Consider the following 15,415-nt stretch of genomic DNA (forward strand, 5'->3'; position numbering starts at 1 on the left):
TCTGACCAATCTGCGGGATTGGACGGACACTCTTTTTTTGTTCGTTTATGAGTCTGACTGCAACGTTCCCGGGGACTGCTCTGATTTTTCCGATTTAGCCCCACCGAACTTGAACAACACAATTCCGCCAACAATGACAAGCACACCGAGCAGTTGATTCCACGAGAAAGGAATTTGCTCCAAACCTAGCCACCCCATGGAATCGAATAGGAGTGCAAAGCTCAGTTGGGATGTCAGCACGATCGAGATGGCATACGTGGGGCCAAGCAGCTTCATGCCTTGCACCAGACAGAAGACCACACCAACGCCGATGGCTCCACTGAGCCAATACCAAGGTTGCATATGCTGGAAGCTGAATGTATTCTTGCCTTCGACGAGCAGAGAGATGAGGAACGAAGCAATGAATCCGGTGAAAAGCACCAGCGTTGTAGTGGACCATGAACCGGTGCGCTCATTGACTTTGCTATTAAATATCGTTTGCAGACTGACCAGTGCTCCTGCCAAGAGTGCAAGCGAAATGCCTGTGATTAACATGGTTGTCGAACTCCTTACTCATAAATGTTGTGACCTGCTATTTCGCGCAGACCCGCACGGTTCTTAATCATAATCAATCCCTGATGTCGTTCAATTAACTCGTCTGCACACAGTTTCTGGATCACCCGGTTGAGATGCCGATAACTGGTGCCGATCAGATTCGCGATGTCGGTCAGATTAAACGCGTCCAGTTCTTCATGAACCACGTTGCCTGCTTCTTCTGTTGAAATGGAGAGCAGGTAGCTGGCTAGACGAACCTCCACCGGGTACATGAGGTTGAAATTGGAAAAGTTCGAGTCAATATAGAATTTGTGCGAGATGATTTTGAGCAAAAATTTAAGTAAAGGTGCATAATCGCTGGCAAGCTCAGCGAGCCATTGATAGTGGATGCGAAGCATGATAACAGGTGAAACGGCCTGAACCGTATTGACAATATCGCTTTCACGGACATACTCTATGTCTCCGACGACTTCAAGCGGTGTTTTGAAGCAAAGCACCAGCGTTTTATCCTGAGCGGAGGTGGTGAATATCTTGATTTTACCCTCAACCAACACGTATAAATATTCGGAAGTTTCCCCTTCACGGCAGATCAGTTCACACTTCTCGAAGTGACATATCGTCATATGTGGACGCAGGGGTTCGTGAAATACCTTTTCGAGTTGATATTGTTTCAGATACTGCATTAATTGTTGCTCATCATGGATTTCTTCCACGTTGTTGTTCACCCCCGCCAATATGTTCCAATGTTCCAATCATTCTTATAACTATAGTTTCATTATGATGACACCTGTGATCATTAAGGCAATGCCCAGAAATTGAGGCAATTTCATCTTTTGTTTCACCACGCCGAACCATCCATTACTGTCCACGAGAAAAGTCAGGAACAGCTGAGCAATGAGCAGGGCCGAGATTGTGAACGTAACCCCAATTTGCTGAATGGCTGTCACTTCGCTGAAAATAATGACGGCGCCAAATGCACCACCAGCCAGGTACATGGGTTTTACTTGTCTGAGTCCTTGAAGGTTAATGTCTCTAACAAACACCAGGATCAGCGCTGCTAAGATGAATCCTGTCAGTTGTGTAATCGTAGCGGCCTGCCATGTGCCCATGTCGGTACTAATCCGCGTATTGGCAACACCTTGGAGCGTGATACACGCGCCGCCTAGCAATGCAAAAATAATTCCTCTCATATGTACGCTCCTTATTCAATTACTTCGACTTCTATTTAATGATAAACTCACCCCAAACGCCAAGGACAAATGTCCTGAGCTTTGAAGTCACAGCATCTAGAGTACAATAAAGAACTCGGGAAATCCAGATGTGGCATGCAGAAATGCGCGGTATATGTGCTCAGTACTCTTTTTACAAAACCTCTAACGAACCAGTGAAACCTTATTGTATTGATTTGGCTGAATTGAAAAATCTAACGAACCTCAGCGGCGTTAAATGGGCTCAGGCAGGTAGGAAGGGGGAAAGGAGGTGAAACGAAGGCATAGCGTGTCTACGATTCGTTACTTTTGAAAAACGGCAAATATTCGCTACATAGAGTGTGTGAGGTTCGTTGGCTACCTAAGAAACTATCCTAAAGAGTTATCCAAGAAATGAAACAAGAGTCCGCCGACTCGACCCCGGAGCACAGAACAGATGGACAACTCCAGGGTAGGGTACGCGGGGGAAGAGGTTTGAACCAATCAGCTAAAATCCTCTCCATACCAATCCATATCAATCCATATCAATCGATTCCATTTCATTCGGTACTAATCCAATCAAACGTATGATCAGATCACAGTGTACACAGGCCGCTCCCCTGCAAAACGAACAGACAGCTCGGGAAAACGTTCTGCCAACCTGTCTGCCAAGAGCTTCATGCCCGGAGCCTCGCTCTCGGCATGTCCCATCATAATTAGTGCCGTGGACTTGCCTTGTTGCATGGCATCACGGATATATTCCGGTGTTTCCCATTCGAATCCTTCTCCAGCGATGATGAGATCCAATTGTTCATTCTGAATCAAGGGAATCGTCACATGTCCATTACCACGAAAACCTACCAGTACCGCTGCGCGTCTACAGACAATTTCCGGATTTCCTGCGACGCGTACATAATCGATCCCAAGGCAAGTTTTCACATGGTGGGCAATAGCCTGCACGCTCTGTTCTTCCGGCAAAGAAAGGACGTCTGCTTCTGGTAGTCGTTGCTCTACATAAGGTGACCACCCCAATGCCTGAATCAATCCTTCGGTAATTCCATCCGGTTGGAAGCGGTGGATGATATCATGACAACGATAGATGGAAATGCCTGCTTCGTCGATCAACTTCCTTTTGTCCATATACACTGAATCTTTTGCAAGCCAATCCGTATGACTGTGGTGGTTATAGAACGGAGATTCATGCGCAATGATTAAGTTGGCCCCGTGCTGTATGGCTTGTTCAATAACATATTGTGTGGGCATGAAAGCAATGATAATGCCTGTGACTTTACAATCAAGTGAGCCTGTAATGAGCTGATCCACTGTGTTTTCCGGCAGTTCAATGTTATCTAAGAGATGAAGTACAACATCTTGAACAGTAAGATCCATAGAATGCATTCCTCCAATGACAGTTATAAAAATAGTGTACCATGTTGTCATCTGAAATCTACTGTCCTCCAGATTATGGGGGTCAGTTTTATGATTTTCGGTTAATACTAAAATACTACAGATTACAGTCAGTTAAGATAACAACGTAAAAAAGTGTTGGTCGTACACGGATATTGGATTCGTATAGTTTTCTCAAACAAGAATAAGTATACTTACATAGAGTCTTTATTACATTAAATGGAGCTGTTTGCAACAAATACGGTGTCTATCTCAATATCTATTGAGATTCAGTTGAGGATAAGCACTCACATGCAACAACAGAACAGATTGTGAAAGGGGATAACTACGATGACAGCAACAAATATTATGGAACGTCTGAAGAGCGAGACAGCTCATTACCACAGACAAGTAGAACAGAACCCTTATGCAAAAGCCATTATGAATCAAACTGTGACTATAGAAGAATATAGAACATATTTAGAAAAGTTTTATGGATTCCTCAAACCGTTGGAAGATCAGGCTGTACAACAGCCTTTCTGGGGAAGTACGGGATTGGATATCGAGATTAGGGGTAAGGCAGGACTGCTGGAGAAAGATTTGCATAATCTTGGTGCAAGTCAAGAGGAAATCAGCCAACTTCCGCTATGCAAAGAACTGCCGGACATTTCAACACCTGCCCGCATGTTCGGGTACCTGTATGTAATTGAGGGGTCCACGAACGGTGGACAGATCATGACCAAACGTTTGTCACAGTTCCTGCCGATTGAAGCGGATCGTGGATTGGAATATTTCAATGCCTACGGCTCAGAGACAAGAACAAGATGGAGCGAGTTTATGGGTCTGCTACAGCAGTCTATCAGCACGCCAGAAGATCATGACAACATGGTACACAGTGCATCTGAGACATTCCGACTGCTGGACCAGTGGATTAATACGGACAAGTAACATGCCGGTTTATCAACCCAAACGCCTGTTTGGCGGACTTTTTCTATATTAAAAGGTATCTATATAAGTTGAATTGATCATTTACACTTAACGGAGAGGACAGAGAAAACCTGAAAAAGCGAAACGTTCGCCTAAAGCTTTCTGCAAGAAAGCTACATCGTAGTAAGCATACGCTTATAACCGGATTTTCCCTTTAGAAAAGAGAGTCGATAAAATCTGGGGATAACAGCAATTGGAAGGTTATTCTGTCCTCGTAGTGCAATGTAAATAATCATCAGTTCAACTTATATAACATCATGAGAGGGGATTTTCCTGGCCATGGCCGAACCTAAGTCCAAGAAAGAACAAAATTTGTTAAACCGCACCTTGCTTCATCAGGGAACATACAGCAATGATCCGATAGATCTGAGTAACTGTGATAAAGAACCGATTCATATCCCCGGCTTTATTCAACCTCATGGTGTTCTTTTGGCCATTAATACCAGTCTTACGCCAACCATTGTTCAGTGTAGCCAAAATACGGAGGACCATCTGGGTGTTGCCTATGAGGATGTTCTGGGTATGCCTTTGGAAAATCTGATTGGTAAGGAAGAAGTAAGCAAACTTTTGGGTAGCAGCTTTAATGCGGATGTAACCTCTGATTTGCATTACATGGATCTGACCATTAAGGTGTCTGGTGAAGACCGGGTTTTCTCCTCTGTTCTTCATGAAAGTGAAGGTCTGCTCATTCTGGAGATTGAGCCTATTTATGAAAAAGCAGACATGGAAACCACTGACTTTGAATGGATATCCCGATTCTTCGGTCGGATGAAAAGTACAGATAGTCGGATGGAAGCAAGTCAAATTGCCGCTGAACAGGTCAAGGAAATGCTCGGCTATGACCGGGTTATGATCTATGAATTTGACGAGCAATGGAATGGTAAAGTTATTGCTGAAGCGCGTGAACAAGAACTCGAACCCTTCCTGGGTCATCACTATCCGGCTTCAGATATCCCCAAACAGGCTCGGGAATTATATCTTCGCAATTGGCTGCGAACCATTGTGAATGTCAATTATAAACCCGTGGAGATTGTGCCCACACTTCAACCGTTCACAGGCAAACCGCTGAATTTGAGTCTTTCGGTTTTACGCAGCGTATCTCCGCTACACATTGAATATTTGCATAATATGGGTGTAGGTGCCACGGTAACGATCTCGCTCATTCATAACAATCAGTTGTGGGGACTCATTACATGCCATCATTATAAGGCCAGATATGTCCCCCATCGGGTACGGAATCTGTGCAATTTCCTGGGGGCGTTCTTCTCGAATGAATTGTTCCAGCGTCAGCAACTGGATGATTATCAATCAGAGATTCAATCACGTGAAGCTGCTTCACGAATTGCCAACATTTTTATCGGAAACACAAGTCCTGTCCGAGTACTTGAGGAATTGCAGGGGGAAGAAGAGACGGTGTTAAACCTGATGAATGCTACCGGAGCAGCAATCTGTTACCAGGACAAGCTGTTGTTATATGGTGAAACCCCGAACAGCGGACAGATTCGTGAACTGGCAGGTTGGCTGGCATGCAAGTCTGAGGATTACAGTTATTACACATCGAAACTGAGCTTAGAGTATGAAGCGTCCAAATTTTATCAGGATAAGGCTTCCGGGGTTATTTATGTTGCCATTTCACCTGGACAGCATAACTATATGATCTGGTTTCGGCCTGAGGTCGTCCAGGTTGTCGATTGGGCGGGTGACCCAGCCAAAGCGGTGCTAAAAACGGATGACGGCATGCGGTTGTCCCCTCGTAAATCATTCGAGAAATGGCGTGAGGTTGTAAAATCAACTTCGTATCCATGGACATCAAAAGAACTGAGCGTGTTGCCTTTACTCAAAACCATTGTACGTCGGCAGACAGAGAACCAGTTGGTTCAGGCCGAAGAACAGGCGCTGCAGAATGCTCGTATTTTGCGACAAAATGAACAGCGATATTTGCAGTTAATGAATTATTCGCCGGTGGCATTCTTTACGTTAACGGACGATAAGATTATCTATTGTAATGCCAAGGCTGCGGAGTTGCTCGGATTTGAGAATTCCAAAAATCTGATGGGCAAGGATTTCAAAGATTTTGTACCAGACCAGGCGAGAGAGCCATTAAAACGGAGTTTTGAGGAGTTAAAACAGAACAATACAAGTTTGATCACAAGCCAGTCCTATTTCACCATAGCGACAGGTACCTCATTGTTGCTTGAAGTTACACTCGCTGAAGTAACTCATGGAGGGAAACCTTCTGTGATGGTACTCCTCCACAGTGGAGCCTCTCACCTTGAACAGGACCATTACACCGAAACGACGAGCCAGCTTCAAAATTATCTGACGACAGATCCGTTAACGGATATGCCAATTCAGACGGTGTTCAAATCACAGCTTCAGGCCGACTGGGATGAATGTTTACAAGAAAAATGCAGTCTGGGACTGCTCATTATAGATATTGATGATTTCCGTTCGTATAATGCAGCATATGGCCTTCAAGGAGGCGATCTGTGTCTGCAATGGATCGGTGAGGTGCTTACGGTGGTTAGCGAACAGCATCATGCCCTGATCTCTCGTCTGCGAGGAGGCACATTTATGTTAAAATTGAAGAGCACAACGTCTGATGCAGCAGGGGAACTTGCTGAAGAGATCAGACAGCACGTGCTGGCTCTCCAGATTCAAAGGGAATCATCCGGTCCGAGTGGAGTCGTCACTGTTAGCGTCGGGGGTGCAGTACTGGTTCCAGATGAGTGTTCCAATGCATCCGATCTGATCGAAAAAGCCAGTCAGGCGTTGGTACAAGCCAAAAATGAAGGCAAAAATCGCGCGATTGTTGTGTGATTACGTCTGTGTAACGTTGGTTTGGCAACGAGATATATGTTGTGGAAAAGACAATTAGACTTGATGAAAAGAGGGCAGAGATGCCTTCTTTTTTTGATTCCAGGAATGTTTTAATTTCGTCACCGCAGACACAGGACAAGTGTTATAATGATCCCTATGGATACACTTGTTCGCATTCTGTCTTGGAGGAGGGTGAGATAACGTTTTATGAAAGACAACTCTAGTCAATTGGAATTCATGGAGATAGATCTGAGTGAAGAACCCGAAACAGCATCGGTTCCGGTTCCAGATCGTTCAACCATTTTGCAGTCTGCACATGATACGATGCAGCATCGAGGAGGTATATTGTCCTCGGAGAAACGTTTTGTCGAGGAAGCAAAGCAGTGGTCAGAGATGGAAGGAGATGTGTCTCCGTGGGTTCCATTTATGAGCTACTGGCCAACGTATGGTGTAATGAACGAAGCCCAGCGCAAGTGGTACTTGTTCTGGAGGAAGGAAGTACGCCAGGGGAGATACCCGGATACCGATCTGTCCTATCTATTTGTTCATATCTATGAGTTAATTAACGGCATTGGCTGGCGGACTCCTCAGGAGGGTTATGATCAATTAAAGCAGTTATGGGTGAATTACCGTGAACGGCTTCCTCAATTAAATATATATATGCAAGAGTGGATGGTTGATTATGTGTTGGTCCATGAGATGGAGATGTCATTATCCGAGATTATGGGACTTTCGGGCGGATATCTGCCAGCAGAGATGCTTGATATGGAGCTGCAACGTATTTTCCAGGATAAAGTCTCGGATATTTCGCTGAATATGCTGCAAAGATACTATGATTACGATATTACACTCAGTAAGTTTTATAGGGATGGCGGCAAAGAAGTGATGGAGCAATATATCCCACGCGTCATGGCCTTGGTTCAATCGTACCTGGAACGTACGCGACAAGTTGGACTGTTGCCAGAGTTTCAACCCAACGAAGAGCGTACGGTGGAGCGCGTCCTGTTTCGCAAAGCAGTCTATGATGATTCCATCTATGGAAGATCGGTATCGTTCAGATATATGCCCATAGGTGAACAGGCTGAATTTGTGCAGATGGTTACCCGGATCTATCGATGTACTGAAAATAAACTTCGTGAACTGCTTGGATTCAGAGGCCGATTGCGAGGACAGACTCTTGAACCTGAACTTGCCAATCTGATTGAACGTTACCTGGACAAAGCATATGCGACCGAGCAGGCTGAGGCAGTGGAGCAACCGGTGATACGCATTGATACGGAGAGATTGGCTTCGTTACAGCAGGAAAGTGAGTATGTGCGATTGGCACTTACCATTGAGGAAGATCACCCTTCTGAAGTGAAGGATGAAGAAGTTAACCACGCAAATGTTACAAGTAATCGAGTAGAAGCGCTACAAGCAGGGTATGAGAGCACTCCAACTGGAGATTCCATGGATACAGATTCATCCGCAGTAGAGATAGTAACATCAGCACCACCAGAATTGATCAGGTTGCAGTGGGACGAGTCTGCTGAGGCTGATTTGGATGAAGAGTGGCTGCTCTTTGCCAAGGAACTATCCCCTCAGCAGGTGCAAGCGATTCATGCTCTTCTTGGCGCAAGCCCGGATACAGAACTGATGCGTCTGGCTGAGCAATATGGAACGATGCCAACGCTTCTGCTGGATGAGATTAATGATGTGGCCATGGAAACGATCGGTGATCTTCTCATTGATGGTGATCGGATTGTTCCTGATTATATAGATGTGTTCGAACATGTGAAGAGGTGATACGCAGTGACAGAACTTAAAATACCGAAGCGGCTGACCACCGCACTTGTAAATTCATTAACAGCGGGTGTTGTCCCGCGCATAGGTCTGGAGCAGATTGCTGTTGGCCGCAAACCGGAAGTGGAAGCCATCTTGCGGGATATGGACAATATCGCCGAGGGTGGCGCTGCGTTCAAACTCATTACCGGCCGTTACGGTAGCGGTAAAAGCTTTCTTTTGCAAATGATTCGTAACTATGCGATGGACCGTGATTTCGTTGTGGCAGATGCCGATCTGTCACCAGAGCGACGATTGGTGGGTACCAAAGGTCAGGGACTTGCGACATACCGCGAACTGATGACTCGTCTGTCTACACGCACACGCCCGGATGGGGGAGCGTTGGAACCGATTTTGCAAAAATGGATCGCCGGGTTGCAACAATCCACGATGCAAAGTCAGAACCTGCGCCCGGATGATCCCGCTCTGCCGCTGGAGGTTGAGAAGCAGATCTATGCGGTGACAGGTGAGATGCAGAATCTGGTTCACGGCTTTGATTTTGCCAAGGTACTGGCTTCCTACTGGAATGGGTACAAGCTCGCTGATGATGATCGCAAACAGGCGGCGCTTCGCTGGCTTCGAGGAGAATTTGCAACCAAAACGGAAGCAAAAAAAGAACTGGCTGTTGGTGTAATCATTGACGATGACAACTGGTATGACTACTTCAAATTGTGGTCTGAATTCACAGCGCGCATTGGTTACAAAGGATTGCTGTTGTTCATTGATGAAGCAGTGAATCTGTACAAAATTACAAACAGTGTTTCCCGTCAAAGCAACTATGAGAAATTGCTGACCATGTTTAATGATACGATGCAGGGCAAGGCGGAGCACCTGGGCATATTTGTAGGCGGTACGCCACAATTTGTGGAGGATGAACGGCGTGGACTATTCAGCTATGAAGCGCTTCGCTCCAGGCTTATTGATGGTCGTTATGCAGCCAAAGCGTATGCAAATTATACGGGCCCGATCCTGAAGCTGGCGATGTTATCGCATGAAGAGATTCTGATACTGCTCCAGAAGCTGCGGCAGATTCATGCCCTGCATTTTGGATACAGCGCAAGTCTGACGGATGAACAATTGGTTGATTTTATGCAAACGGCGGTGAACCGACTGGGTGCGGATGAATTGCTGACGACACGTGAAGTGGTAAGGGACTTTATGGATGTGCTGCATACGCTCCACCAGAATCCCGAAGTGACTTATACGCAATTACTTGGCGAGCGGGCTGCCAAACCCCAGGAGACGGGGCAAGGGACAGATGCTTCCGCGAATAAGGATGATCTGGATGATTTTCTGGCGGAGTTTGAATTATGAGTGAGAATCCATTTTACCGGCTTGCGCCATTCGTTCAGGAATTTATATATAAAAAAAGATGGGAATCGCTCAGACCTGCCCAGATTGAGGCATGCAATATCTGTTTTCATACCCCGCATCATATGCTGATTGCGGCAGGTACAGCCTCCGGCAAGACGGAGGCGGCCTTTTTTCCTGCTTTGACGGAGCTTCATGAACGGCCTTCCAAATCGGTTGGTATTTTGTATATCGGGCCTTTGAAAGCTCTGATAAACGACCAATTCGAACGTCTTAAGGATCTGCTAACCGAAGGAAATATTCCGGTTTGGCATTGGCACGGGGACGTACCTCAGGCGGAGAAAACAAAGCTGATGAAAAATCCGTCCGGTGTGCTCCAGATCACGCCAGAATCGCTGGAAGGTCTACTTATGAATCGACCAAATGCGATTCCGGCGCTGTTTCATGATCTGCGGTATGTCATTATCGATGAGGTGCATGCCTTCATGGGAGCGGATCGAGGGATTCAAGTCCTCAGCGAGCTTGCCCGAATCGAACGTATGGCTGGTTGTGCACCGCGAAGAGTTGGCTTGTCGGCTACACTTAGTGACTATGATGCGGCTACATCTTGGCTTGCTGCCGGAACGCAGCAGGGGGTTGATGTCGTCTCTTCCCCGGGTGGTCGCAAGCTTCGACTGCGGGTGGAACATTTCTCTTTTCCAGACGCACAGGATGAAGAGCAGGCGGAGCAGCTTCATAACGCGCGCAAAGCCTACTATGACTTCATCTATGAGAGTACACATCGCAAAAAAGCGTTGATCTTCACTAATAGCCGTACCGATGCAGAAGTCACCATTCTTGAGATGCGGCGGGTCGCGGCTCGCAGACAGGAACGTGATGTGTTCCATGTGCACCATGGAAGTATCTCGGCCATGCTGAGGGAGGAAACGGAAGCTGCCCTGCGCACCGGATCAGGGCCCGCGGTTGCTGCGGCAACGGTCACACTTGAACTGGGCATCGATCTGGGTGAGCTGGAACGTGTGGTTCAGCTGGGTGCACCGTATAGTGCGTCCAGTTTTGTACAGCGTCTCGGACGTTCGGGGAGACGAGAGGATATGGCATCAGAGATGCTTTTTGTATGTCCGGAGGAAGAGGACGAAGAGGCGCAATTGCCTGCGCGTATGCCGTGGACGTTGATGCGTGCGATTGCTGTAATTGAGTTATATGTGAAAACGAAATGGGTCGAACCGCTTGAAGCTCGTAAAATGCCCATAGGTGTGCTCTACCATCAGACGATGAGCATGCTGAAAAGTATGGGGGAAGCAGAGCCGAGAGAGCTTGCAGAAGCGATCCTTTCGATAGCCCCCTTTGCGTTGATTAGACCTGATCAATATCAGGCTTTCCTGAATTACCTCATTGAGACGGATCATCTGCAATGGACAGAGGATCGAACATTAATTATCGGTCTGACAGGTGAGAAAATCGTGAATAATTATCGCTTCTACGCCGTGTTTAAGGATGATGAGGAACATAAAGTATTGAACGGCTCTGAGGAGATTGGTTCGATTACAACCGTACCCCCACCTGGCTATTGCTTTTCGCTCGCAGGCAAACTGTGGAAAGTGGAAGAGGTCGATCACAAACACAAGGCTGTGTATGTGAAGTCTGCAAAAGGTAAAGTAGATACGTTATGGCTTGGCGCGGGCGGAGACATCCACACAACGGTGGTACAGAAAATGCGTGAGGTATTATCCGATTCGGTCATATATCCGTATCTGTCTCCACAAGCCGTCAATCGATTGGAGCGGGCACGCCGTCTGGCTCGTGAAAGCGGACTGTTGAAGCAGGTCGTCATTCCGGCAGGTGGAGATTCGATGTATGTTCTTCCTTGGGTGGGAAGTAAGTCTTTCCGTACATTGGAGCGACTGATGAAGCATAATCTGTCGAGCAAACTGGCTTTGCGTTCGGTAGTGCCCATGGAGCCATATTATTTTGTAGTGTCCGGCAAGGTTGATGAACGAACATTGCTAGCCGAGATTATGAGTGAGTGTCGGATGGCCGAAGACGCATCTGCGCTACTGGCTGAAGATGAAGCGCCTTATCTGGGCAAGTATGATGAATTCGTCTCGCCGCCTTTAATCCGTGAGGCTTTTGCTGTGGATGGGCTGGATCTGGATGGATTGAAGGCAGGTTTACAGCAAAAATTGGAGTGGGACTCCTCAGGCTCCAAGTGAACATGACGTTTTTACGTAATAAAATTTTTATATGGAATAGGGTTGACAGCATCTCACCTCCCATGTAATATATGAAAAGTCGTCACACACGAATTACATCAAATTGCATATATCATTTCGTATAACCTCGCAGGCCGAAAGTGTACACAGGGCGAGGGTCTCTACGGGAAGCCTATACTTCCTAACTACGATGCCAAGGAATCCATGTATTCCTTGCTCGTAGTTAGGATTTTTTGCATTTAGATGGTGTCTGTGACCTTGGCATGAACCAACATGCGGGCGTATTTTTTTTATCATCAGGAGGTTTATTCACAAATGAAATATTATCTGTCCGTTCTCGCGGGAGCGATGAGTTATGGCATATTATCCACGATTGTGGTTCTGGCGTATGGCGAAGGATATAAACTTGGAGAGGTTGTGGGAACACAGCTGATCACGGGTTTTCTTCTTTCCTGGATGCTGGCGCTATACACAAGATTTAGATCAAAACGCAAGTCACAGGCACATGGCAAATCATCAGGAGCCGTGGCACAGGTATTCAAGCGGCTGACGTGGAAACAACGTCTGCTATTAATGGCTGCGGGAACACCAACCGTAATTACAGGTCTTGTGTATTATCAGTCTTTGCGTTACATTCCGGCTTCACTTGCCATTATCCTGCTGTTCCAGTTCACATGGATCAGTGTACTGATTCAGGCGATAAGCAAACGTCAACGTCCAGACAAAGTCACGTTTCTGACGTTGATCATTCTGTTTGGCGGAACCTTGCTGGCAGCGGGTTTCCTGGAACAGGGGCTAGGTGAGTTCAGCGGTCTGGGTATTGCTCTTGGACTAATGGCAGCCGTAAGTTATTCTCTGTTTGTAATGTTCAGCGGAAAAGCTGTTCCTTCGGCACATCCGGCCTTCCGAAGTGCGTGGATGGTTACAGGCGGATTGATCCTGCTGTGCATTTTGTTCCCACCGACATTCCTCTTTAACGGATTGATCTGGAGCCAGTTGCTCGTGTTTGGATTGTTGCTTGGATTCTTCGGGGCATTCATTCCACCGGTATTGTTCGCTATCGGCGTTCCGCATATTGGTGGAGACATGGCTGGAATTCTGGGTGCAGTAGAGCTTCCAATTGCAGTTCTGTTATCCTCCATCGTGCTTCATGAGCATGTCAGCGGATTGCAATGGTTCGGGGTGATCATTGTACTCATCGGTGTTGCCCTGCCAGAGTTGTATAAATTACGGATGAGACGAATTCGTAGCGGAAGTAAACCAATCTATTCCTGATCCAGACGAAAAGGGATATTGCAGAGCGTGAACGGGAATACCCGTAGATAAGCCTGAGAAATCAGGCTTTTTTTATTTAAATATTCTATATAAATTGAACTAAACATTTACACGAAACGGAGAGGACAGAAAGGACCTGAAGAAGCGGAGCTTGCGCCTAAAAGCTTTCTGAAAGAAAGCTGCATCGGAAGCATACGCTATCCCCGGATTTTCCCCTTAATAGCCCAGAGGGGTCATTTTCATTGTCATGCGAATCAGGTATGCTTAGGAAGTACATGCGTCTGTTGATTGATTATTGATGGGACATCGAATGAGGAGTGTTTATATGAAAAGCTGGTTTGGAAAAACATGGCCTTGGTTAACGCTGGGCCTGACCGTTGTTGTACTGTTTGGATCATTTTTGGTTTATTTTATGGGCAAAGACTTATCCCCGGGATCGGGAAGTGCGGTAACTGCACAAGCTGAGACACCGGAGGATTTGAAGGGATATGAAGTCATTGATGTGGATGTAAGTAACGATGGTTTTGGACCAGACGTTATCGAGGTGAAAGCTGGTGTGCCGACCAAAATCAACTTTATTCTGACCCGGTCGGTGACACATGTCAAATCAGTCGGATCACAAAAGCTTGGCATGGATCTATACATGCAAAAGGGACCTAATTATTATACGGTTGACAAAGATCTGCCAAAGGGAGAATACGAGATCCACTGCGGCATGTATATGATATATGCAACGATTAAGGTTGTATAAGCAGAAGGAGCGAGGTTTCGGGTCACCGAGCTTTGCTCCTTTTTTGGGTGCGTGATATCATGGGAAAGTGGGTAAAATCGATCAGGAGGTGGCGAAAATGAAAGCGCTATTTATTGGAGGGACAGGCACCATCAGTACGGCCATTACGGAGATGCTTGCACGGCAAGGCTGTGAACTGTATCTGATTAATCGAGGCAATCATAACCATGACTTACCTAAGGAAGTCAACGTACTTCAAGCAGACATTAATGACGAGCCACGTGTAGCCGAACTGATAGCTGATCTGGAATTTGATGTTGTGGCAGATTTTATCGCTTTTGTACCATCTCAACTGGAGAGAGATTACCGTTTGTTCAAGGATAAAACAAAGCAGTTTATATTTATAAGTTCAGCATCAGCGTATCAGACTCCCCTGGCTGATTACCGGATCACGGAAGGTACGCCTTTATCAAATCCATACTGGGAGTATTCTCGCAACAAGATTGCCTGTGAAGACTATCTGATGAAACAATACCGCGAGCACGGATTCCCAGTGACCATTGTGCGTCCGAGCCATACGTATGGCGACAAATCGGTACCTCTCGGTGTTCATGGTGCTCAAGGCAGCTGGCAGGTTCTCAAGCGCATACGTGAAGGCAAACCCGTTATCATCCATGGAGATGGTACCTCACTGTGGACCATTACGCACAATACTGATTTTGCCAAAGGGTTTATCGGGCTTATGGGTAATATCCATGCCATTGGTGAATCAGTACATATCACCTCGGACGAATCCGTCACCTGGAATCAGATTCATGAGATTATTGCCGGCGTGTTGGGCGTTAAGCTTCATGCGGTACATGTACCCTCGGAGTTCTTGGCAGCATGCAGTGACCAGGATCTCCGCGGTGGTTTGCTTGGGGACAAAGCCAATACCGTTGTGTTTGACAACAGTAAGCTGAAGCGGCTTGTTCCGGAATTTGTAGCAACGACAAGAGCTGATCAGGGCATTCGAAGTACGATTGAGCATATTCTGGCGCATCCTGAATTACAGACCGAAGATCCGGAATTTGATGGTTGGTGTGACAAGGTCGTTGGCGCATTGGACGAAGCGTTATTAAAGATCAGAGATGAGAAATGAGAAGTAAGGC

12 protein-coding genes and 1 riboswitch are annotated in these 15,415 nt (G+C 46.5%); of the genes, 8 read left to right on the forward strand and 4 right to left on the reverse strand.

Going from position 1 to position 15,415, the window contains the following annotated elements:
• Positions 1 to 45: 45 nt before the first annotated feature.
• The 4 genes from ACE3K2_RS09270 to ACE3K2_RS09285 form a co-directional block, all read right to left on the reverse strand.
• A complete protein-coding gene (locus tag ACE3K2_RS09270; protein WP_421889127.1) occupies positions 46 to 534 on the reverse strand; it encodes a DMT family transporter in 489 nt (162 codons plus the stop codon).
• A 14-nt stretch (positions 535 to 548) separates the two neighbouring features.
• Positions 549 to 1,247 carry a Crp/Fnr family transcriptional regulator gene (locus ACE3K2_RS09275; protein WP_421889129.1) on the reverse strand — a complete coding sequence of 233 codons (699 nt, stop codon included), beginning with the start codon at positions 1,245 to 1,247 and terminating at the stop codon, positions 549 to 551.
• 51 nt (positions 1,248 to 1,298) lie between these two features.
• Positions 1,299 to 1,724: a DMT family transporter gene (locus ACE3K2_RS09280; RefSeq protein WP_421889131.1), complete on the reverse strand. Its 426-nt coding sequence runs from the start codon at positions 1,722 to 1,724 to the stop codon at positions 1,299 to 1,301.
• Positions 1,725 to 2,312: 588 nt separating this feature from the next.
• Positions 2,313 to 3,110, reverse strand: coding sequence for a Nif3-like dinuclear metal center hexameric protein (locus ACE3K2_RS09285; RefSeq protein WP_421889133.1), 798 nt, complete (start codon positions 3,108 to 3,110; stop codon positions 2,313 to 2,315).
• A 348-nt stretch (positions 3,111 to 3,458) separates the two neighbouring features.
• Here ACE3K2_RS09285 and ACE3K2_RS09290 point away from each other — a divergent pair, with 348 nt between their 5' ends.
• The 8 genes from ACE3K2_RS09290 (at position 3,459) to ACE3K2_RS09325 (ending at position 15,405) form a co-directional block, all read left to right on the forward strand.
• A complete protein-coding gene (locus tag ACE3K2_RS09290; protein WP_421889135.1) occupies positions 3,459 to 4,055 on the forward strand; it encodes a biliverdin-producing heme oxygenase in 597 nt (198 codons plus the stop codon).
• A gap of 318 nt (positions 4,056 to 4,373) precedes the next feature.
• Positions 4,374 to 6,914: a diguanylate cyclase domain-containing protein gene (locus ACE3K2_RS09295; protein WP_421889137.1), complete on the forward strand. Its 2,541-nt coding sequence runs from the start codon at positions 4,374 to 4,376 to the stop codon at positions 6,912 to 6,914.
• Positions 6,915 to 7,121: 207 nt separating this feature from the next.
• The gene (locus ACE3K2_RS09300; RefSeq protein WP_421889139.1) at positions 7,122 to 8,699 is read left to right on the forward strand and encodes a TerB N-terminal domain-containing protein; all 1,578 of its coding nucleotides are present in this window, start codon (positions 7,122 to 7,124) and stop codon (positions 8,697 to 8,699) included.
• Between the two features lie 6 nt (positions 8,700 to 8,705).
• Positions 8,706 to 10,049 carry an ATP-binding protein gene (locus ACE3K2_RS09305; protein ID WP_421889141.1) on the forward strand — a complete coding sequence of 448 codons (1,344 nt, stop codon included), beginning with the start codon at positions 8,706 to 8,708 and terminating at the stop codon, positions 10,047 to 10,049.
• Entirely contained in the window at positions 10,046 to 12,259 is a 2,214-nt protein-coding gene (locus ACE3K2_RS09310) for a DEAD/DEAH box helicase (protein ID WP_421889143.1), read from the forward strand. Before ACE3K2_RS09305 ends, ACE3K2_RS09310 begins: the two co-directional genes overlap by 4 nt.
• A 97-nt stretch (positions 12,260 to 12,356) precedes the next feature.
• A riboswitch (purine riboswitch) is annotated at positions 12,357 to 12,467 on the forward strand.
• 107 nt (positions 12,468 to 12,574) lie between these two features.
• Positions 12,575 to 13,534, forward strand: coding sequence for an EamA family transporter (locus ACE3K2_RS09315; RefSeq protein WP_421889145.1), 960 nt, complete (start codon positions 12,575 to 12,577; stop codon positions 13,532 to 13,534).
• Positions 13,535 to 13,859: 325 nt separating this feature from the next.
• Positions 13,860 to 14,285 carry a cupredoxin domain-containing protein gene (locus ACE3K2_RS09320; RefSeq protein ID WP_421889147.1) on the forward strand — a complete coding sequence of 142 codons (426 nt, stop codon included), beginning with the start codon at positions 13,860 to 13,862 and terminating at the stop codon, positions 14,283 to 14,285.
• A gap of 97 nt (positions 14,286 to 14,382) precedes the next feature.
• Positions 14,383 to 15,405: an SDR family oxidoreductase gene (locus ACE3K2_RS09325; RefSeq protein WP_421889148.1), complete on the forward strand. Its 1,023-nt coding sequence runs from the start codon at positions 14,383 to 14,385 to the stop codon at positions 15,403 to 15,405.
• Positions 15,406 to 15,415 lie beyond the last annotated feature (10 nt).

Source organism: Paenibacillus sp. (assembly GCF_048976745.1).
GTDB lineage: Bacteria > Bacillota > Bacilli > Paenibacillales > Paenibacillaceae > Paenibacillus.

Bases quoted from the DNA above. Each gene is read 5' to 3' on its own strand.
- ACE3K2_RS09285 (WP_421889133.1), bottom strand. From the start codon at position 3,110: ATGGATCTTACTGTTCAAGATGTTGTACTTCATCTCTTAGATAACATT.
- ACE3K2_RS09325 (WP_421889148.1), top strand. From the start codon at position 14,383: ATGAAAGCGCTATTTATTGGAGGGACAGGCACCATCAGTACGGCCATT.
- ACE3K2_RS09270 (WP_421889127.1), bottom strand. From the start codon at position 534: ATGTTAATCACAGGCATTTCGCTTGCACTCTTGGCAGGAGCACTGGTC.
- ACE3K2_RS09295 (WP_421889137.1), top strand. From the start codon at position 4,374: ATGGCCGAACCTAAGTCCAAGAAAGAACAAAATTTGTTAAACCGCACC.
- ACE3K2_RS09310 (WP_421889143.1), top strand. From the start codon at position 10,046: ATGAGTGAGAATCCATTTTACCGGCTTGCGCCATTCGTTCAGGAATTT.
- ACE3K2_RS09315 (WP_421889145.1), top strand. From the start codon at position 12,575: ATGAAATATTATCTGTCCGTTCTCGCGGGAGCGATGAGTTATGGCATA.
- ACE3K2_RS09290 (WP_421889135.1), top strand. From the start codon at position 3,459: ATGACAGCAACAAATATTATGGAACGTCTGAAGAGCGAGACAGCTCAT.
- ACE3K2_RS09300 (WP_421889139.1), top strand. From the start codon at position 7,122: ATGAAAGACAACTCTAGTCAATTGGAATTCATGGAGATAGATCTGAGT.
- ACE3K2_RS09320 (WP_421889147.1), top strand. From the start codon at position 13,860: ATGAAAAGCTGGTTTGGAAAAACATGGCCTTGGTTAACGCTGGGCCTG.
- ACE3K2_RS09280 (WP_421889131.1), bottom strand. From the start codon at position 1,724: ATGAGAGGAATTATTTTTGCATTGCTAGGCGGCGCGTGTATCACGCTC.